19 protein-coding genes are annotated in these 18,820 nt (G+C 71.0%); all 19 read left to right on the top strand.

The features are described from left to right. Positions 1-2: 2 nt before the first annotated feature. The 19 genes from carA (at position 3) to trpA (ending at position 18,779) form a co-directional block, all read left to right on the top strand. Positions 3-1,145 carry a glutamine-hydrolyzing carbamoyl-phosphate synthase small subunit gene (gene carA, locus P6897_RS08710; protein ID WP_282502577.1) on the top strand — a complete coding sequence of 381 codons (1,143 nt, stop codon included), beginning with the start codon at positions 3-5 and terminating at the stop codon, positions 1,143-1,145. Then, a complete protein-coding gene (gene carB, locus P6897_RS08705) occupies positions 1,145-4,432 on the top strand; it encodes a carbamoyl-phosphate synthase large subunit (protein WP_269266179.1) in 3,288 nt (1,095 codons plus the stop codon). Before carA ends, carB begins: the two co-directional genes overlap by 1 nt. Continuing rightward, entirely contained in the window at positions 4,429-5,298 is an 870-nt protein-coding gene (gene pyrF / locus P6897_RS08700) for an orotidine-5'-phosphate decarboxylase (protein WP_274177923.1), read from the top strand. The genes carB and pyrF overlap by 4 nt, the downstream gene beginning before the upstream one ends. Next, positions 5,291-6,187, top strand: coding sequence for a guanylate kinase (gmk, locus tag P6897_RS08695; RefSeq protein WP_112614868.1), 897 nt, complete (start codon positions 5,291-5,293; stop codon positions 6,185-6,187). Before pyrF ends, gmk begins: the two co-directional genes overlap by 8 nt. 79 nt (positions 6,188-6,266) lie before the next feature. Further along, positions 6,267-6,521, top strand: coding sequence for a DNA-directed RNA polymerase subunit omega (gene rpoZ / locus P6897_RS08690; protein ID WP_023950606.1), 255 nt, complete (start codon positions 6,267-6,269; stop codon positions 6,519-6,521). A gap of 110 nt (positions 6,522-6,631) precedes the next feature. Further along, on the top strand, positions 6,632-7,825 hold the full coding sequence (metK, locus tag P6897_RS08685; protein ID WP_112614866.1) for a methionine adenosyltransferase: 1,194 nt from the start codon (positions 6,632-6,634) through the stop codon (positions 7,823-7,825). 29 nt (positions 7,826-7,854) lie between these two features. Continuing rightward, entirely contained in the window at positions 7,855-9,786 is a 1,932-nt protein-coding gene (locus tag P6897_RS08680; RefSeq protein ID WP_282500995.1) for a primosomal protein N', read from the top strand. 8 nt (positions 9,787-9,794) lie between these two features. Beyond that, a complete protein-coding gene (gene fmt / locus P6897_RS08675; protein ID WP_282500994.1) occupies positions 9,795-10,715 on the top strand; it encodes a methionyl-tRNA formyltransferase in 921 nt (306 codons plus the stop codon). Continuing rightward, on the top strand, positions 10,712-12,064 hold the full coding sequence (locus tag P6897_RS08670; protein WP_282500993.1) for a transcription antitermination factor NusB: 1,353 nt from the start codon (positions 10,712-10,714) through the stop codon (positions 12,062-12,064). Before fmt ends, P6897_RS08670 begins: the two co-directional genes overlap by 4 nt. A 77-nt stretch (positions 12,065-12,141) precedes the next feature. Next, positions 12,142-12,759 carry a ribulose-phosphate 3-epimerase gene (gene rpe, locus P6897_RS08665; protein WP_240309867.1) on the top strand — a complete coding sequence of 206 codons (618 nt, stop codon included), beginning with the start codon at positions 12,142-12,144 and terminating at the stop codon, positions 12,757-12,759. Positions 12,760-12,811: 52 nt separating this feature from the next. Beyond that, entirely contained in the window at positions 12,812-13,075 is a 264-nt protein-coding gene (locus P6897_RS08660) for a phosphoribosyl-ATP diphosphatase (RefSeq protein ID WP_023950618.1), read from the top strand. 40 nt (positions 13,076-13,115) lie between these two features. Then, on the top strand, positions 13,116-13,958 hold the full coding sequence (gene hisG / locus P6897_RS08655; RefSeq protein ID WP_094261495.1) for an ATP phosphoribosyltransferase: 843 nt from the start codon (positions 13,116-13,118) through the stop codon (positions 13,956-13,958). Between the two features lies 1 nt (position 13,959). Then, entirely contained in the window at positions 13,960-14,724 is a 765-nt protein-coding gene (gene hisF / locus P6897_RS08650; RefSeq protein ID WP_112614856.1) for an imidazole glycerol phosphate synthase subunit HisF, read from the top strand. Then, on the top strand, positions 14,721-15,077 hold the full coding sequence (hisI, locus tag P6897_RS08645; protein ID WP_112614854.1) for a phosphoribosyl-AMP cyclohydrolase: 357 nt from the start codon (positions 14,721-14,723) through the stop codon (positions 15,075-15,077). The genes hisF and hisI overlap by 4 nt, the downstream gene beginning before the upstream one ends. Next, a complete protein-coding gene (locus P6897_RS08640; protein WP_274177917.1) occupies positions 15,074-15,679 on the top strand; it encodes a Trp biosynthesis-associated membrane protein in 606 nt (201 codons plus the stop codon). Before hisI ends, P6897_RS08640 begins: the two co-directional genes overlap by 4 nt. Before the next feature lie 47 nt (positions 15,680-15,726). After that, positions 15,727-15,954 (top strand): DUF6704 family protein, encoded by a 228-nt coding sequence (locus P6897_RS08635; protein ID WP_023950623.1) that lies wholly within the window; start codon positions 15,727-15,729, stop codon positions 15,952-15,954. A 1-nt stretch (position 15,955) separates the two neighbouring features. Continuing rightward, positions 15,956-16,732 (top strand): indole-3-glycerol phosphate synthase TrpC, encoded by a 777-nt coding sequence (trpC, locus tag P6897_RS08630; protein ID WP_274177916.1) that lies wholly within the window; start codon positions 15,956-15,958, stop codon positions 16,730-16,732. Continuing rightward, the gene (gene trpB, locus P6897_RS08625) at positions 16,729-17,988 is read left to right on the top strand and encodes a tryptophan synthase subunit beta (protein ID WP_112614848.1); all 1,260 of its coding nucleotides are present in this window, start codon (positions 16,729-16,731) and stop codon (positions 17,986-17,988) included. Before trpC ends, trpB begins: the two co-directional genes overlap by 4 nt. Then, positions 17,985-18,779, top strand: a complete 795-nt coding sequence (gene trpA / locus P6897_RS08620; RefSeq protein ID WP_112614846.1) for a tryptophan synthase subunit alpha — start codon at positions 17,985-17,987, stop codon at positions 18,777-18,779. The genes trpB and trpA overlap by 4 nt, the downstream gene beginning before the upstream one ends. Positions 18,780-18,820: the final 41 nt, after the last annotated feature.

Below are 18,820 nucleotides of genomic sequence, written 5' to 3'. Positions count from 1 at the left end.
CACTGTTCACCCGTGACCCCGCCGTGCTCGTGCTCGAGGACGGATCCCGCCACATCGGCCGCGCCTACGGCGCGTGCGGCACCACCCTCGGAGAAGTCGTCTTCGCGACCGGCATGACCGGCTACCAGGAGACCCTCACCGACCCGTCCTACGCGGGCCAGATCGTGCTGCAGACCGCACCCCACATCGGAAACACCGGCATGAACGGCGAGGACGTCGAGTCGCGCCGCATCTGGGTCGCCGGCTACATCGTGCGCGACCCCTCGCGCGTCGTGTCGAACTGGCGCTCGGAGCACTCGCTCGACGAGTCGCTCGAGCGCGACGGCATCGTCGGCATCAGCGGCATCGACACGCGCGCCGTCACGCGCGTCCTGCGCTCGGCGGGCTCGATGCGCGGCGGCGTCTTCAGCGGCGACGCCGCCGAGATCGATCCCGAGGAGCAGCTGCGCATCGTCCGCGAGGCGCCGGAGATGACCGGTCGCAACCTGTCCGCCGAGGTGTCGGTGCCCGCCGCCGAGGTGACCCCGGCGACGGGGGAGCGGCTCGGAAACCTCGCGGTGCTCGACCTCGGCGTGAAGCAGGCCACGGTGAACAACCTCGCCGCCCGCGGATTCGACGTCCACGTCCTCCCGCAGGACGTCACGTTCGAGCAGCTCCGTGCGATCGACCCGATCGCGGTGTTCTACTCCAACGGCCCGGGCGACCCGGCCGCGAGCGACCACCACGTCGAGCTTCTGCGGGGCGTCCTCGCCGAGAAGCTGCCGTTCTTCGGGATCTGCTTCGGCAACCAGCTCCTCGGCCGCGCCCTCGGCTTCGGCACCTACAAGCTGCCCTTCGGCCACCGCGGCATCAACCAGCCCGTGCTCGACAAGCAGACCGGGCGCGTGGAGATCACCGCGCACAACCACGGCTTCGCCGTCGACGCGCCGATCGAGGGCGTCGTCGACAGCCCGGCCGGCTTCGGCCGCGTCGAGGTGAGCCACGTCGGCCTCAACGACAACGTCGTGGAGGGCCTGCGGGCCCTCGACCTGCCGGCATTCTCGGTGCAGTACCACCCCGAGGCCGCCGCCGGCCCGCACGACGCCAACTACCTCTTCGACCGCTTCCGCGACCTCGTGGTCGCGACCCAGGAGAACAAGAACTGATGCCCAAGCGCGACGATATCCAGAGCGTCCTCGTCATCGGGTCGGGGCCGATCGTCATCGGCCAGGCCTGTGAATTCGACTACTCCGGCACCCAGGCGTGCCGCGTGCTCCGCGAGGAGGGCGTCCGCGTCATCCTCGTCAACTCCAACCCGGCGACGATCATGACCGATCCCGACTTCGCCGACGCCACGTACATCGAGCCCATCACGTGGCAGGTCATCGAGACGATCATCGCCAAGGAGCGCCCCGACGCGATCCTGCCGACCCTGGGCGGTCAGACCGCTCTCAACGCGGCGATCGACCTGCACAAGCACGGCATCCTCGAGAAGTACGACATCGAGCTGATCGGCGCGAACTTCGAGGCGATCAATAAGGGCGAGGATCGGCAGATCTTCAAGCAGCTCGTCATCGACTCGGGAGCGGATGTCGCCGACAGCCGCATCTGCCACACGATGGACGAGGTGCTCGCGGGCGCCGCCGAGCTCGGCTACCCGCTCGTCGTGCGCCCCTCCTTCACGATGGGCGGGCTCGGCTCGGGCTTCGCGTACAACGAGGAGGACCTGCGCCGTATCGCCGGAGCGGGCCTGCGCGACTCGCCCACGACCGAGGTCCTGCTGGAGGAGTCGATCCTCGGGTGGAAGGAGTACGAGCTCGAGCTCATGCGCGACTCGGCCGACAACACCGTGGTCGTCTGCTCGATCGAGAACGTCGACCCGGTCGGCGTCCACACCGGCGACTCCATCACGGTCGCGCCGGCACTGACGCTCACCGACCGCGAGTATCAGAAGATGCGCGACATCGGCATCGACATCATCCGCGCCGTCGGCGTCGACACCGGTGGCTGCAACATCCAGTTCGCGGTCGATCCGCAGACGGGGCGCATCATCGTCATCGAGATGAACCCGCGCGTGTCGCGTTCGTCCGCGCTGGCGTCGAAGGCGACCGGGTTCCCGATCGCGAAGATCGCCGCGAAGCTCGCGATCGGCTACCGCCTCGACGAGATCCCGAACGACATCACGAAGGTCACCCCGGCGAGCTTCGAGCCGACGCTCGACTACGTCGTGGTCAAGGTGCCGCGCTTCAACTTCGAGAAGTTCCCGGCCGCCGACACCACCCTCACGACGACCATGAAGTCGGTGGGCGAGGCGATGGCGATCGGGCGCAACTACGCCACGGCTCTCCAGAAGGCGCTGCGCTCGCTCGAGAAGCGCGGATCGAGCTTCCACTGGGGCGACGAGGAGCGCTCGGTGGACGAGCTGCTCGAGATCGCGAAGACCCCGACCGACGGCCGGATCGTGGTCCTGCAGCAGGCGATGCGCAAGGGCGCGACGGTCGAGCAGGCTTTCGAGGCCACCGCGATCGACCCGTGGTTCCTCGACCAGATCGAGCTGATCAACGAGGTCGCGGCGTTCGTGGCCGACGCGGGCGAGCTCGACGAGTACGTCATTCGGACGGCGAAGGACCACGGGTTCAGCGACGCGCAGATCGCGCAGCTGCGCGGCATCACCGAAGAAGAGGTGCGCGGCGTCCGCCACGGCCTCGGCCTGCGGCCGGTCTTCAAGACGGTCGACACCTGCGCCGGTGAGTTCCCCGCGCTCACGCCGTACCACTACTCGTCGTACGACACCGAGACCGAGGTCACGCCCTCCGAGCGCACGAAGGTCGTCATCATCGGCTCGGGCCCCAACCGCATCGGGCAGGGCGTCGAGTTCGACTACTCGTGCGTCCACGCCAGCTTCGCGCTGGCGGACGCCGGCTACGAGACGATCATGGTCAACTGCAACCCCGAAACGGTGTCGACCGACTACGACACGAGCGACCGGCTCTACTTCGAGCCGCTGACGCTCGAGGACGTCCTCGAGGTGCTGCACGCCGAGTCGCAGTCCGGCACGATCCTCGGCGTCATCTGCCAGCTCGGCGGTCAGACGCCGCTCGGGCTCGCAAAGGGCATCGAGGCGGCCGGGTACAGCATCCTGGGCACCCAGCCCGCGGCGATCGATCTGGCGGAGGAGCGCGAGCTCTTCTCGCGTCTGCTCGACGACGCCGGTCTCGTCGCCCCGCGCAACGGCACCGCCATCGACGTCGAGGGGGCCGTCGAGGTCGCCGAGTCGATCGGCTACCCCGTCCTGGTCCGCCCGAGCTTCGTCCTCGGTGGCCGTGGCATGGAGATCGTCTACGACACCGAGAGCCTGCGCGACTACTTCGTGCGCGTCGCCGACCAGGCGATCATCGGCCCGGGCCTCCCGCTGCTCGTCGATCGCTTCCTCGATGACGCCGTGGAGCTCGACGTCGACGCGCTGTTCGACGGTGAAGAGCTGTACATCGGCGGCGTGATGGAGCACCTCGAGGAAGCCGGCATCCACTCCGGTGACTCGAGCTGCACGCTGCCGCCGATGTCGCTCGGCCGCACCGAGATCGACCGGGTGCGCGAGGCGACTCTCGCCATCGCCCGCGGTGTCGGCGTGCGGGGTCTGCTGAACGTGCAGTTCGCCGTGTCGGCGGGCGTGCTCTACGTCATCGAGGCGAACCCCCGCGCGAGCCGCACCGTGCCCTTCGTGTCGAAGGCGCTCGGCATCCCGCTGGCCAAGGCCGCGTCGCGGATCATGGCCGGGTCGTCGATCGCCGAGCTGAAGGCCGAGGGGCTGCTGCCCGCCGAGGACGGCTCGCGGGTCCCGCTCGATGCGCCGGTCGCCGTCAAGGAGGCCGTACTCCCCTTCAAGCGCTTCCGCACCGCTGACGGCCGGACGGTCGACTCGGTCCTCGGCCCGGAGATGCGCTCGACCGGTGAGGTCATGGGCATCGACCGCGACTTCCCGACCGCCTTCGCGAAGAGCCAGGCGGCCGCCTACGGCGGCATGCCCACCTCGGGCACCGTGTTCCTGTCGGTCGCCGACGACGACAAGCGCGCCGTCATCCTGCCTGCCCACCGGCTGCAGGAGCTCGGCTTCCGCCTGATCGCGACCGAGGGGACCGCCGAGATCCTCGCTCGCAACGGCATCCGCGTGGAGGTCGTCGGCAAGTACTCCGAGACCCAGGGCTCGGGGGAGCGAAACGTCGTCGATCTCATCAACGCCGGCGAGATCGACATGGTCGTGAACACGCCCTCGGGCGGCGTCGCTCGCGCAGACGGCTACGAGATCCGGGCCGCGGCCGTGGCGGGCGACCGTGCCCTGTTCACCACGATGGCCGTCCTCGGTGCCGCCGTGAGCGCGCTGCCCGTGCTCCGGGAAGGGTTCGAGGTTAAGAGCCTGCAGGACTACGCCCTCGAGCGGGCGGGGCGCAGGTGACCGCATTCGGGGAGCGCCTGTCCGGCGCGCTCGACACGTATGGGTCGCTCTGCGTCGGCATCGACCCGCACGCCGCACTGCTCGCGGACTGGGGCCTTCCGGCCTCGGCCGCGGGCGTGCGCGAGTTCGGTCTGCGCGTGGTCGAGGCCGCGCGCGAGCGGGTGGGCATCGTCAAGCCGCAGGTCGCCTTCTTCGAACGCTACGGGTCAGCGGGCTTCGCCGCGCTCGAAGAGGTGCAGCGCGCCGCACGCGACGCGGACCTCATCGTCATCGCGGACGCCAAGCGCGGCGACATCGGCAGCACGATGGACGGCTATGCCGCGGCGTGGCTCGAGCCGGGCGCCCCGCTGGAGGCGGACGCCGTCACCGTGAGCCCGTACCTCGGCCCGGGGTCGCTCCGCGGCACGATCACAGCCGCGGCGCGCGCCGGCAAGGGCGTCTTCGTCCTGGCCGCCACCAGCAACCCCGAGGCGTTCGGACTGCAGTCGGCGGAGGTCACCGTCGTCGAGGCGCAGCGCGGCCAGACGGTCGCGGACTGGGTCGCCGCCGGCGTGGGATGGGCGAACCGTGCGGCGGCGGACGCGGGAGGTCTCGGTCACGTCGGGCTCGTCGTGGGTGCGACCGTCGACCGCGACGAGCTCGGCCTCACGCACGAATCGCTTCGCGGCGCACCGATCCTCGCTCCCGGCTTCGGCGCGCAGGGCGTGGCGCTCGGCGCGGTGCGTTCGGTGTTCGGACCGCTCGCGGGCCAGGTGGTCGCGAGCGCCAGCCGCAGCGTGCTCGCCGCCGGTCCCGACGGAATCATCGACGCCATCGACGCGCATCGGCGGGAGCTCGCCGAGGCAGAGGAGGAAGCCCGTGGCTGATCGTCCCCACCCACCCGAGGTCGACCGCGCCGCGGCGTCACGCCGTGCCGTCGAAGCGCGACGCGAGCGGGCGGCGCTGAAGAAGGATGTCGCGATGCGCGTCATCTCACCTCAGGAGCTCCTGCGGCGCGCTCTCGCCGATCCCGAGTCGGCGGCCGGCGCCATGCGGGTGACCGACTTCCTCACGGCGATCCCGGCGATCGGTGAGAACAAGCGCGACCGGATCCTCGCGGATCTCGACATCTCGCCCGTCAAGCGCCTCGGCGGGCTGGGGTCGCGTCAGCGGCTCGCGCTTCAGCAGTTCCTGGATGCCCGCCTGCCCGAGCCTCAGCCGCGTGCCGGCCGATCGCGGCTGCTTGTGCTGGCCGGGCCCACTGCCGTCGGCAAGGGAACGGTGGCCGCGCACATCCGCGACAACCATCCCGAGATCATGCTGTCGGTGTCGGCGACCACCCGGGCCCCGCGGCCGGGAGAGGTCGACGGCGAGCACTACTACTTCGTCGACGACGCCGAGTTCGACCGTCTCATCGCCGAGGGCGAGCTGCTCGAGTGGGCCACCGTGCACAACCGTCACCGGTACGGCACGCCGAAGGCGCCCATCGAGGCGGCACTCGCGGCGGGGCGCACGGTGCTGTTGGAGATCGACCTGCAGGGAGCCCGTCAGGTGCGCGCGGCCGCGCCGGATGCGACCCTCGTCTTCCTCCTGCCGCCGAGCTGGGACGAACTGGTCGACCGGCTGGTCGGGCGGGGAACCGAGGACGCCGAGGAACGCGCCCGTCGCCTCCGTACGGCGCGTGTCGAGCTCGCCTCGCAGGGCGAGTTCGACTACCGCGTCGTCAATGACACCGTCGCGCGCGCGGCCGACGAGGTCGCCGCGCTGGCCGACTGATCGCGTAGACTGGGGGGATGCCTGCGCCTGCGGCGCGGCAGCAGACTCTCCACCGACATCGATCCCGGAAGGATCCGCCATGGCCGGAAGCAACGAAGGCATCATCGACCCGCCCATCGACGCCCTGCTCGACAAGGTCGACTCGAAGTACCAGCTGGTCATCTACGCGTCCAAGCGTGCGCGTCAGATCAACGACTACTACTCCGACCTCCACGAGGGCAACCTGTTCGACAACGTCGGCCCGCTCGTCGACTCGTCGGTCGAGGACAAGCCGCTGACGATCGCGATGCACGAGATCCACGAGGACAAGCTCCGCCTGCGTTCGCTCGACTGATCCGGCGGTAGACCCGTCACATTTCTGCCCGCGGCAGCCGGATGTCGGCCGCCGCGGGCAGAATCGTCTCCGTCCCGATCCCGCCCCGTTCCGTCCCACAGGGAGCCCCGATGAGCCAGCTGCGCCTGTTCACGTCCGAGTCCGTCACCGAGGGGCACCCCGACAAGATCTGCGACCAGATCTCCGACAGCATCCTCGACGCGCTGCTCACGGTCGACCCCGGCTCCCGTGTCGCTGTCGAGACCCTCGTGACGACGGGTCTGGTGCACGTCGCGGGCGAAGTGCGCACCGACGGTTACGCCGACATCCCCGGCATCGTCCGCGGCGTCGTCAACGGAATCGGGTACACCTCGAGCGAGACGGGCTTCGACGGCGACTCGTGCGGTGTGACGGTGTCGATCGGCGAGCAGTCGTCCGATATCGCCGCCGGCGTCGACAACGCCCTGGAGCACCGCGAGCAGGGTTCGATCGATCCGACCGATGCGCTCGGCGCCGGCGACCAGGGCATCATGTTCGGCTACGCGACCAACGAGACGCCGCAGCTCATGCCGATGGCCATCTGGACTGCCCACCGCATCGCCGAGCGTCTGACATCGGCCCGCCGCACCGGGGCCCTGCCGTTCCTGCGGCCCGACGGCAAGACGCAGGTGACCCTCGGCTACGAGGGCGCGGTGCCCCGCACGGTCGAGACCGTGGTGCTCTCGACACAGCACCAGCCCGACATCTCGCTGCCGGCGCTGCGGGCGGCCGTGCAGGCCGAGGTCATCGAGCCGGTGCTTGCCGAAACCGGTCTCGACATCTCCGACGTCGAGTACGTCATCAACCCCGCGGGGCCGTTCGTCGTCGGCGGCCCGAAGGGGGATGCCGGACTGACCGGCCGCAAGATCATCATCGACACCTATGGGGGCGCCGCACGGCATGGCGGCGGAGCCTTCAGCGGCAAGGACCCGTCGAAGGTCGACCGCTCCGCGGCCTATGCGATGCGGTGGGTCGCGAAGAACGCCGTCGCCGCAGGCCTGGCCGACCGTCTCGAGGTGCAGGTCGCCTATGCGATCGGGCGCGCCGCACCCGTGGGGCTCTACGTCGAGTCGTTCGGTACGGGCCACGTCGCCGACGAGGTCATCTCGGCGGCCATCCGCGACGTGTTCGATCTCCGGCCGCAGGCGATCATCGACCGCCTCGACCTCCTGCGGCCCATTTATGCGAAGACCGCCGCGTACGGTCACTTCGGCCGCGAGCTGCCCGAGTTCACCTGGGAGCGCACCGACCGTGTCGAGGAGTTGCGCGCCGCCGCGGGCCTGTGAGCGACGCGCCTCGGCGGGTCGCCCGAGTATTGATCGATTCGCCCCTGCCGCAGCTCGATCGCCTCTTCGACTACGTCGTTCCCGACGTCCTCCGCGAGGCCGCGTTGCCCGGTGTGCGGGTCAAGGTGCCGCTCCGCACGGTCGGGCGCACCGTCGAGGGCTACCTCGTCGAGCTCGGCGACGAGACCGACGGCGACCGTCCCCTGTCCGAGCTCGAGGATGTCGTTTCGCCCGTCGAGGTGCTGCCGGAGCGGCTCTACGCCCACGCGCGCCGGGTGGCCGATCGGGCCGCGGGGTCGGCGAGCGATATCCTGCGGCTGGTGATCCCGAAACGGATGGTGCGGGCCGAGAAGGCCTGGGCGGCCTCCGGTTCGCCTGACGTACCGGTCGTGAGCGCGGAGTCCCTCGCCTGGGCCCGCGAGACGACGGCGGCGTACCCCGATCTGGAGGGTGCGGTCGAGAACGGCGAGCGCCTCGCGGTCGACGCCCCGCCCCGCCCCGCCGAGGACGTCCCTGCCTGGTCCGAACTGCTCGCCGCGCTGGCCGTGCTTACGCTCGCGCGGGGCAAGAGCGCGGTCGTCGTCGTGCCCGACCACCGAGACGAGGCGCATGTCCTCTCCGTCCTGGCGCGTCGGGTCGACGAGGGAGCGGTCGTCAGGGACGATGCGCGCCGCTCGGGCCCCGAGCGCTACGCGGGGTACCTTCGGCTGCTGGCCCCGGTGCCGTGCATCGTGGTGGGCAATCGGTCGAGCGTGTACGCCCCTGCCCATGACGTCGGCGCCGTCCTCCTCTGGGACGACGGCGATCCGCTGCTCGCGGAGCCGCTGAGCCCGGGTGTGCATGCGCGAGACGCCGCCCTCGTCCGGCAGGAGCTCCAGGCCTGCGCGCTGGTCTTCGTCGGTCTGACACGGACGACCGACGTCGAGCGTCTCGTAGCACTCGGCTGGGTGCGCGAGATCGCGGCCCGCCGTCGTGAGAGCCCCCGGGTCGTGCTGTCGGCGACGCGCGAGGGCGAGTCGCGGGGCACGCGGGTCCCGTCGGCGGCGTTCGCCGCGGCGCGCGAGGCGCTGACGCACGGACCCGTTCTGGTGCAGGTGGCACGACCCGGGTACGCCCCGGTGCTGGTGTGCGCCGACTGCCGCACGCCGGCGCGCTGCGCGCATTGCGCCGGTCCGCTGCGCGCCCGTCGGCCGGGTGCCGTTCCCGAGTGCGCGTGGTGCGGGCGGGGTGCGCCGGCGTGGGGATGCGCGTCGTGCTCCTCCCAGCGCCTGCGCATGGCGTCGTCGGGGAGCGAGCGCACGGCCGACGAGCTCGGACGCGCCTTCCCGAACACCCGTGTCATCGTCTCCGACGGCGAGCACCAGGTCACCCACGTCGATGCGAGACCCGCCCTCGTGATCGCGACGCGCGGCGCGGAGCCCTTCGCCGCCGGCGGGTACCACGCCGTCATCCTGCTCGACGGCGATCGGATGCTGATGACCGAGCAGCTGCGCATCGCCGAGGCATGTCTGCGGTGGTGGTCGGATGCTGCGGCTCTCGCGGCGCCCGGCGCGCCGGTGCACCTCGTCGGTGTCGCGGGTCCCGCCGCCCGCGCGCTCGCGACATGGACGCAACCGGCGTACGCCCGGGCGGAGCTCGCCGAGAGGGCCCCGCTCCACATGCCGCCGACGGTGCGCGTCGCGGCCGTGGAAGGGACCGCATCAGCCGTATCGGAGGCGATCGAGCAGCTGCGGGCCGATGTGCCCGCTCTGACCGAGACGTCGATTCTCGGCCCCGTGCCGCGCGAAGACGCCGTCCGTGCGCTCGTGCGGTTCGAGTATGCGCTGGGGCGCACGGTGGCCGAGTCGCTTCGGGCGTCGGTCGTCGCTGCGGCGCTGCGCGGGCGTCGTCGGCGCGGGGCGCCGCCAGGACCGCGCAATACACTCAGAGTACGTCTCGACGTGCCCGATCTCGATCTGTGAGGAGCGCCATGCGCATCGTCTTCGCCGGGACACCGGAACCCGCCCTGCCCTCGCTCCGGCGACTCGCCGCCTCTCGCCACGAGATCGTCGGAGTCGTGACGCGCCGCGACGCGCCGCTCGGTCGCAAGCGCGTGCTGACGCCCTCGCCGGTCGGCGCGCTCGCGGCTGAGCTCGGACTGCCGGTGCTGAAGACCGACCGCCTCGATGCGGCGGCGACGGAGACGATCACGTCGTGGGGCGCCGACCTCGGCGTCATCGTCGCGTACGGAGGGCTGGTGCGCGAGCCGCTCCTGTCGGCACCGCGGCACGGGTGGATCAACCTGCACTTCTCGCTGCTGCCGGCCTGGCGCGGGGCGGCGCCGGTGCAGCATTCGCTCATCGCGGGGGACCGGGTCAGCGGCGTAAGCGTGTTCCAGCTCGTTCCTGAGCTCGACGCGGGCGATGTCTTCGCGCAGACGCGCCACCCGGTGGACCGGGGCGCCACCGCGGGGCGACTTCTCGCCGAACTCGCGGATCTGGGTGCGGACACCGTCTCGGATGTTGTCGACGCGATCGCCGACGGCACCGCGACCGCCGTCCCGCAGACGGGCGCGCCGACCCTCGCTCCCAAGCTCACGCTCGCCGACGGGCTCCTCGATTTCGCACTGCCCGCCGACACGGTGCTCGACCGCTTCCGCGGCACGACGCCCGAGCCCGGCGCGCACACCACGGTGGCCGGGCAGCGGCTCAAGGTGCTGTCTGCGAGGCGCGGGCCGGATGCCGCTGCCCTCGCACCGCGCGAGATCTGCCTCGTCGGTAAGGAGGTCCTCGTCGGAACCGCCGACGGCACGATCTCGCTCCTGTCGGTGCAGCCCGCGGGGCGCGGCGCGATGCCGGCTCCCGACTGGTGGCGCGGACTGCGCGTCGACAGCCTCGAGGCGGGATCGTGAACCCCGCACGCCGTGTCGCCTTCGACGTGCTGCGCGCGGTGGCCGACTCCGACGCGTATGCGAACCTCCTTCTGCCGCAGGAGCTCCGGCGGGCGGGACTGAGCCCTGCCGACGCCGGGCTCGCGACCGAGCTGACATACGGCACGCTGCGCCGCCAGGGCACCTACGATGCGATCATCGAGCAGGCGTCGGGGCGTTCCATCGACACGATCGATCCGCCGGTGCGCGACGCGCTGCGCCTCGGTGTCCATCAGCTGCTGTCGACGCGGGTCGCGTCTCATGCCGCGGTGAACGAGAGCGTCGAGCTGGTGCGGCGCGCGGGCGCGCCCAACGCGGCCGGTTTCGCCAACGCGGTCCTGCGACGCATCGCGCGGGACAACCCGGGCGATTGGCTGCAGCGGGTGGATGCCGCAGCACGCTCGGACGACGAGCGGCTCGGGCTGCGCTACTCCCACCCGGTATGGGTCATCCGTGCGTTCCGTCGGGCACTCGCGGCCGAGGGGCGCGCGGACGAACTCGACGAGCTGCTGGCCGCCGACAACGTCTCGCCGAGCGTCACGATGACCGCGCTGCCGGGCCTCGCCGACATCCCCGCCGACCGGGCACGGACCCCGTACTCACCGCTCGGTTTCCGCCTCGACGGCGGTGATCCCGAGCCGATGGTGCGTCGCGCGGAAGGCCGCATCCGCGTCCAAGACGAGGGTTCCCAGCTCGCGGCGCTCGCGCTGTCGCGCGCGCTCCCGGTCCGCGCCGGTGAGCGCTGGCTCGATCTGTGCGCCGCGCCGGGCGGCAAGACCGCTGTCCTGGCCGCCGAGGCCCTGGCGGGAGGGGCCGTGGTCGAGGCCAACGAGATCTCGTCTGCGCGCGCACGTCTCGTTCGATCCTCGGTCGCCGGCGTTCCGCTCGAGGTGCCGGTGTCGGAGGAGGACGGGCGCGAGCGTGCCGGCCGAGGTCGTTACGACCGCATCCTCGTCGATGCGCCCTGCACGGGGCTCGGCGCGCTCCGTCGCCGGCCGGAGGCGCGCTGGCGCAAGAGCCCCGCGGATGTCCCCGACCTCAGCGCCCTCCAGCGCGAACTGCTCTCCGCCGCCGTCGATGCGCTCGCCCCGGGCGGGGTCGTCGCCTACGTGACCTGTTCTCCCCACCTCGCCGAGACCGCCGTGGTCGTCGCCGACGTGCGAGCAGCCCACCCCGATCTCCGGGAGCTCGATGCCCGCGAGGTCGTCCGGGCGGTCAGTCGGGGAGAGATCGATCTGCCCGAGCCGCAGGACGGGTCGGGCCGCGCGCAGCTGTGGCCCCACCGCCACGGCACCGACGCCATGTCCATCACCCTGCTGCAGAAGCCGTGAACGGCGATAATGGGGGAGTGAGCGACGCCGACGCCCTGCGCATCAACCCCAGCATCCTGGCCGCGGATTTCGTGAACATGCAGGCCGAGCTCGGCCGCATCCGATCGGCCGACTTCGTCCACGTCGATGTGATGGACAACCACTTCGTCCCGAACCTGACGTTCGGGCCGCAAATGGTCGAGCGGATCCAGGCCACGAGTCCGATTCCGCTCGACGTCCATCTGATGATCTCGGACGTCGATCGCTGGGGTCCCGGCTACGCCGAGCTCGGTGCCGCGAGCGTCACCTTCCATCTCGAGGCCGCCACCGACCCCGTCGCGCTCGCTCGCCGGCTGCGCTCGATCGGCTCACGCGCCGGTGTCGCCGTCAAGCCCGCAACGCCCGTCGAAGGCCTCTTCGACGTGCTGGACGAGTTCGATCAGATCCTCGTCATGACGGTCGAACCGGGCTTCGGCGGCCAGAGCTTCATGGCCGACCAGATGCCCAAGCTCCGCCGGCTCGCCGACGAGGCGCGCCGTCGCGGTTCTTCCGTCTGGCTGCAGGTCGACGGCGGCATCTCCGAGTCGACGATCGCGCAGGCGGCCGAGGCCGGAGCCGACACGTTCGTGGCCGGCTCGGCGGTGTTCGGCGCCGACGATCCGGATGCCGCGATCGCGAGCCTCCGCGATCGGGCGCTGCGGGCGCACCGGCACTGATCCGTCGCCCGCCGCGGTCGGATCGCCCGTCGCGGGCCGGTACCCTGGCTAGGTGAAGACGTTCGACGCGCTGTTCGCAGAGCTCACCTCTATCGCCGAGACCCGGCCCGAGGGCTCGGGCACGGTCGCGCAGCTCGACCGCGGTGTGCACGCCATCGGCAAGAAGATCGTCGAAGAGGCGGCCGAGGTCTGGATGGCGGCCGAGTACCAGTCCGATGCCGAGACGGCCGAGGAGATCTCGCAGCTGCTCTACCACCTGCAGGTGCTCATGATCAGCAAGGGTCTGAGCCCCGAAGACGTCTACCGACATCTCTGAGCGACGCCCCGCCCTCCCGCTCCGAGACAGAAAGACCCCCATGCTGCGCATCGCCGTCCCGAACAAGGGATCGCTCGCCGAGACCGCCGCCGAGATGCTGGCCGAGGCCGGATACACCGGACGCCGCGACTCGAAGGACCTCCACGTCATCGACCCCGTCAACGAGGTCGAGTTCTTCTACCTGCGTCCGAAGGACATCGCCACCTACGTCGGCTCGGGCGCCCTCGACGTCGGCATCACCGGCCGCGACCTGCTGCTCGACGCCCGCATGCCGGGCGCGCGCGAGATCGAACGGCTCGGCTTCGCGGGTTCGACCTTCCGCTTCGCGGCCCCGACCGGCACGTTCACCGACGTGGCCGAGCTCGCCGGCAAGCGCATCGCGACGTCGTACCCCGGGCTCGTCGACGCGTTCCTCGACGAGCGCGGGATCGCCGTCGACCTCGTGCCGCTCGACGGTGCCGTCGAGTCCGCGGTCCGCCTGGGCGTCGCAGATGCCGTCGCCGACGTCGTCGAGACGGGCACGACCCTCCGTCAGGCCGGACTCGAGGTCTTCGGTCCCGAGATCCTGCGTTCGGAGGCCGTGCTGATCGCGGGTCCCCACGATGCGGACGGCACCGAGCGGCTGCTGCGCCGGCTTCGCGGCGTGCTCGTCGCGCGCCGCTACGTGCTGGTGGACTACGACCTGCCGGCCGCGCTGGTGGATGAGGCCGTCGCTATCGCGGGTGGCATCGAGTCGCCGACGATCTCGCCGCTGCGCGACCCCGAGTGGGTGGCGGTCCGCGTGATGGTGCCGCGCGCGAGCGTGAACACGACGATGGACGAGCTGTACGCCATCGGCGCGCGCGCGATCCTCGTCACCGCGATCCACAACGCGAGGCTCTGACATGACGTTGGCACGCCGCGTCATCCCGTGCCTGGACGTCGCCGCCGGTCGCGTCGTCAAGGGCGTCAACTTCGAGAATCTGCGCGACATGGGCGACCCGGTCGAGCTCGCGCGACTGTACTTCGAGCAGGGCGCCGACGAGCTGACCTTCCTCGACGTCACCGCGACCGTCGACGGACGCGCCACGACCTACGACGTCGTCCGTCGCACCGCGGAGCAGGTCTTCATCCCGCTCACCGTGGGAGGCGGCGTCCGCTCGGTCGACGATGTGGCGCGGCTCCTCTCGGTCGGTGCCGACAAGGTCGGCGTCAACTCGGCCGCGATCGCTCGCCCCGAGCTGCTCGGTGAGATCGCCGACCGCTTCGGCGCGCAGGTCCTCGTTCTCTCGCTCGACGTCAAGCGCGCCGAGGGCACCGAATCGGGTTTCGTCGTGACGACGCACGGCGGGCGAACGGCGACCTCGATCGACGCGCTCGCCTGGGCGCGCGAGGCCATCGAACGGGGTGCGGGGGAGTTGCTCGTCAACTCGATCGATGCCGACGGCACCAAGGACGGCTTCGATCTGGAGCTCATCTCGCTGATGCGCGAGATCTCGTCCGTCCCGGTGATCGCCTCGGGCGGCGCGGGTGCGACGGAGCATTTCGTCCCCGCCATCGAGGCAGGAGCGGATGCCGTCCTGGCGGCATCCGTGTTCCACTCAGGCCAGCTCACGATCGGCGACGTCAAGGACGCGCTGACCGCTCAGGGCATCGAGGTGCGGCGATGACCGAGAGCATCGACGAGCGCATCGCCCGGGTCTCGTTCGACGCGAACGGGCTCGTCGCCGCGATCGTCCAGCAGCACGACACGCGCGAGGTGCTCATGCTGGCGTGGATGGATGCCGAGGCGCTGCGCCGCACGCTCACGAGCGGACGCGTGACCTTCTGGTCGCGCTCGCGCCAGGAGTACTGGCGCAAGGGCGACACGTCCGGCCACGTCCAGCTCGTCCGCGGGGCGCGGCTCGACTGCGACGGCGACGCCGTACTCCTGCTCGTCGAGCAGGTTGGTGCTGCGTGCCACACCGGCACCCGCACATGCTTCGACGCGGACGACCTCGACCCCGTCGTCGCGGTGCCATGATCCGCCGGTCCCGCATGCTCGCCGTCCTCGCGGCCGTCGTCGGCGGCGGCCTCGCGGTCATCGGCGCGACCCAGCCCTGGCTCGAGGCGACGCTGCGCGACGGCGCCCAGGCGGTCCTTCCGGTGCCGGGCACCGAAGCGCTCCCGCTCGTCACCCCGCTCGGCCTGGCGGCGCTGGCGCTCGGTCTGGCGCTGTCGATCGTCGGCACGGTGCTCCGCTACGTCTTCGGCGTCATCGGCGTGCTCATCGGCGCGGCTCTCCTCGCCGAGTCGCTGCGGATCGCCCTCACGGCACCGCCGGAGGCCGTGGTCGGCGTCGTCGCCGACACGACCGGCCTCGCGGGGGTCGAGGCGGTCGGGACCCTCGTGTCGGCCATCACCGTCACCGCTTGGGCCTGGATCACGGCGATCGGCGCGCTGGCGGTGTTCCTGGGCGGCGTGCTCACTCTCGTCACGGCGCGCTCGTGGCGCAGCACCGCACGCCGCTATCGCACCGACCCTGCGGTCGAGGCCCGCCGTCCCGGCGGATCGCGTCCGCATGATTCGCACGATCCGATCGATTCCTGGGACGACCTCAGCCGCGGGTCCGATCCGACCGCCTGAGCCCCGGTAGACTGACCTCAGCCCGAGAAATCCCGCGAAGGAGAACAATGAGCAACATCGGCGACCCCGGCCACGGACACTCCCCGGCGGCGTGGACCGCTGTGGTGATCATGCTTCTGGCGTTCGCGCTCGGCACCCTGTTCTTCTGGCTCGACATGCCGGTGCTGGTCTGGGCGTCCGCGGGTCTCCTGGTCGTCGGCCTGATCGTCGGCTGGGCCATGGCGAAGGCCGGCTACGGCGCATACGGCGACAAGTACACCCCGAAAGCGCACTGACGTGCTGGCCGGTCTCACGGCCGGCGCCGTCGAGGATGCCGAGGCCCGTGCGGCCGAGCGGCCCCTCGCCGTCGTCGAGCGCGACGCGCTCGCTCAGGCCCCGGCCCGGGACGCCCTCGCGGCGCTCGCGCCGGCCGAGCGGGTCAAAATCATCGCCGAGGTCAAGCGCGCGAGCCCCTCGCGGGGCGATCTCGCCGCCATTCCCGACCCGGCGCTGCAGGCCGCGCGGTATCAGGAGGGCGGCGCATCCGTCATCTCCGTGCTGACCGAGGGTCGACGTTTCAAGGGGAGCCTGGCCGACCTCGAGGCCGTTCGCGCCGAGGTGTCTATCCCCGTTCTCCGCAAGGACTTCATCGCAGGCGCCTACCAGGTCTTCGAGGCACGGGCAGCAGGCGCCGACCTGGTGCTGCTGATCGTCGCCGCGCTTGAGCAGCCGGTGCTGGCCGAGCTCCACGAGCTCGTGCTCGAACTCGGCATGACGCCGCTCGTCGAGACCCACTCGCTCGACGAGGTGCATCGTGCCACCGACATCGGAGCGCGTCTGGTCGGCGTCAACGCGCGCAACCTTTCGACGTTCGAGCTCGATCGCGATCTCTTCGGCCGGCTCGTGGAGCACCTTCCGGCTGACGCTGTGAAGATCGCGGAGTCCGCCGTCCTCACCCCCGACGACGTGTCCCACTACCGTCGCGCGGGTGCCGACGCCGTCCTGATCGGCGAGGCGCTCGTGACCAACGACCCCGGGACCACCCTGCACGCATTCCTGGAGGCCGGCGCGTGAGCCTGCGAGAACAGCACGGTCCCTTCTTCGGTGAGTTCGGCGGGCGATTCATGCCCGAATCCCTCATCGCGGCGATCGACGAGCTGACAGCGGTATACGAGTCGGCCATGGCCGACCCCGAGTTCGCGGCCGAACTGACGCGGACCCTCGCGACCTACGCCGGACGTCCGTCCGCATTGACGGAGGTGCCGCGTTTCGCCGAGCACGCCGGTGGCGCGCGCGTGTTCCTCAAGCGCGAGGATCTCAACCACACCGGCTCGCACAAGATCAACAACGTGATCGGTCAGGCGATGCTGACCAAGCGTCTCGGCAAGACGCGCGTCATCGCCGAGACCGGAGCCGGTCAGCACGGCGTCGCGACGGCGACGGCCGCAGCCCTGTTCGGCTTCGACTGCACGATCTACATGGGCGAGGTCGACACGGAACGGCAGGCGCTCAACGTCGCGCGGATGCGCTTGCTCGGCGCCGAGGTCGTGCCGGTCACGACGGGGTCGCGCACCCTCAAGGATGCGATCAACGAGGCGTACCGCGACTGGGTCGCCTCGGTCGAGACCACCAACTACATCTTCGGCACCGCGGCGGGGCCGCATCCCTTCCCCGCCATGGTGCGCGATTTCCAGAAAATCATCTCGGAAGAGGCACGCGAGCAGCTCCTCGCCGAGACCGGTCGGCTTCCGGATGCCGTCGTCGCCTGCGTCGGCGGCGGATCGAATGCGATCGGCATGTTCGACGCCTTCCTCGATGACGAGGGCGTCGCGCTGTACGGCGTCGAGGCCGCGGGTGAGGGAGTCGACACCGAGCGTCACGCCGCGTCGATCGGGCGGGGCCGCCCGGGCGTCCTGCACGGGGCGAAGACTTTCGTGCTGCAGGACGAGGACGGCCAGACGGTCGAGTCGCACTCGATCTCCGCGGGACTCGACTATCCGGGCGTCGGCCCCGAGCACGCCTGGTTGGCGTCCATCGGTCGTGCGTCCTACATCCCGGCCACCGACACCGAGGCGATGGAGGCGCTGCGGCTGCTGAGTCGCACCGAGGGCATCATCCCCGCTATCGAGTCGGCCCATGCGCTGGCCGGTGCGCTGCGCATCGGACGTGAACTCGGCCCCGACGCCATCATCGCCGTCAACCTGTCGGGGCGCGGCGATAAGGACATGGACACCGCGGCGCGCTGGTTCGAGCTGTACGACGACGGTGCGGAGCCGGTGGTCGAGCCCGAACACGACGAGGCGGCGTCGGGCGAAGGAGTGGAACTGTGACCTCCCGCGTGGCCGCGGCGATCGAGGCCGCACACGCCGAGGGGCGCGGCGCGTTCGTCGGTTACCTTCCGCTCGGCTTTCCCGATCTCGAGACGAGCATCGAGGCCGCCGTCGCGCTGGCAGAGGCCGGCGCCGACGTCCTCGAGCTCGGCCCCCCGTACTCCGACCCCGTGATGGACGGCGTCGTCATCCAGGAGGCGACCCAGGTGGCCCTGGCCGCGGGTTTCCGACTGCGCGACACCTTCACGGCAGTCCGGGCGATCGCAGAGCGCGTCGACATCCCGATCCTCGTCATGACCTACTGGAACCCCGTGCTGCAGTACGGCGTCGACCGCTTCGCCGACGACCTGGTCTCGGCCGGCGGTGCAGGTCTGATCACGCCGGACATCACTCCGGATGCAGCGCCAGAGTGGCTCGCCGCGTCGGAGCGCACGGGGCTCGACCGCGTCTTCCTCGCCGCACCGACGTCGACCGAGGAGCGACTGCGGATGATCGTCGAGGCCTCCACGGGCTTCGTGTACACCGTTTCGACCATGGGAATCACGGGGGAGCGGACGGAGCTCGACGCGGCCGCCCGCACTCTCGTCGGCCGTATCCGTGCGCTCGGCGCAGCCCACGCCTGCGTCGGCATCGGCATCTCGACGCCCGAGCAGGTCGCGGGCGTCGTCGACTATGCCGACGGCGCCATCGTCGGGACCGCACTCGTGCGTGCCCTGCGCGACGGGGGAGTGGCCGGACTCACCGACACCGCGCGTGAACTCGCGGCGGGCACCGCCCGCGAGCGCGTCTAGACTTTTCCGGTCGCACGACCACCGATTTGCGAGGGACGATC

The sequence above is a fragment of the Microbacterium sp. BDGP8 genome, assembly GCF_029991045.1.
Lineage (GTDB): Bacteria > Actinomycetota > Actinomycetes > Actinomycetales > Microbacteriaceae > Microbacterium > Microbacterium plantarum.
This window is presented reverse-complemented; position numbering and strand designations above follow the sequence as displayed.

Bases quoted from the DNA above. Each gene is read 5' to 3' on its own strand.
- carB (WP_269266179.1), top strand. From the start codon at position 1,145: ATGCCCAAGCGCGACGATATCCAGAGCGTCCTCGTCATCGGGTCGGGG.
- P6897_RS08635 (WP_023950623.1), top strand. From the start codon at position 15,727: ATGAGCAACATCGGCGACCCCGGCCACGGACACTCCCCGGCGGCGTGG.
- P6897_RS08640 (WP_274177917.1), top strand. From the start codon at position 15,074: ATGATCCGCCGGTCCCGCATGCTCGCCGTCCTCGCGGCCGTCGTCGGC.
- metK (WP_112614866.1), top strand. From the start codon at position 6,632: ATGAGCCAGCTGCGCCTGTTCACGTCCGAGTCCGTCACCGAGGGGCAC.
- rpoZ (WP_023950606.1), top strand. From the start codon at position 6,267: ATGGCCGGAAGCAACGAAGGCATCATCGACCCGCCCATCGACGCCCTG.
- hisF (WP_112614856.1), top strand. From the start codon at position 13,960: ATGACGTTGGCACGCCGCGTCATCCCGTGCCTGGACGTCGCCGCCGGT.
- rpe (WP_240309867.1), top strand. From the start codon at position 12,142: ATGCAGGCCGAGCTCGGCCGCATCCGATCGGCCGACTTCGTCCACGTC.
- hisG (WP_094261495.1), top strand. From the start codon at position 13,116: ATGCTGCGCATCGCCGTCCCGAACAAGGGATCGCTCGCCGAGACCGCC.
- hisI (WP_112614854.1), top strand. From the start codon at position 14,721: ATGACCGAGAGCATCGACGAGCGCATCGCCCGGGTCTCGTTCGACGCG.
- fmt (WP_282500994.1), top strand. From the start codon at position 9,795: ATGCGCATCGTCTTCGCCGGGACACCGGAACCCGCCCTGCCCTCGCTC.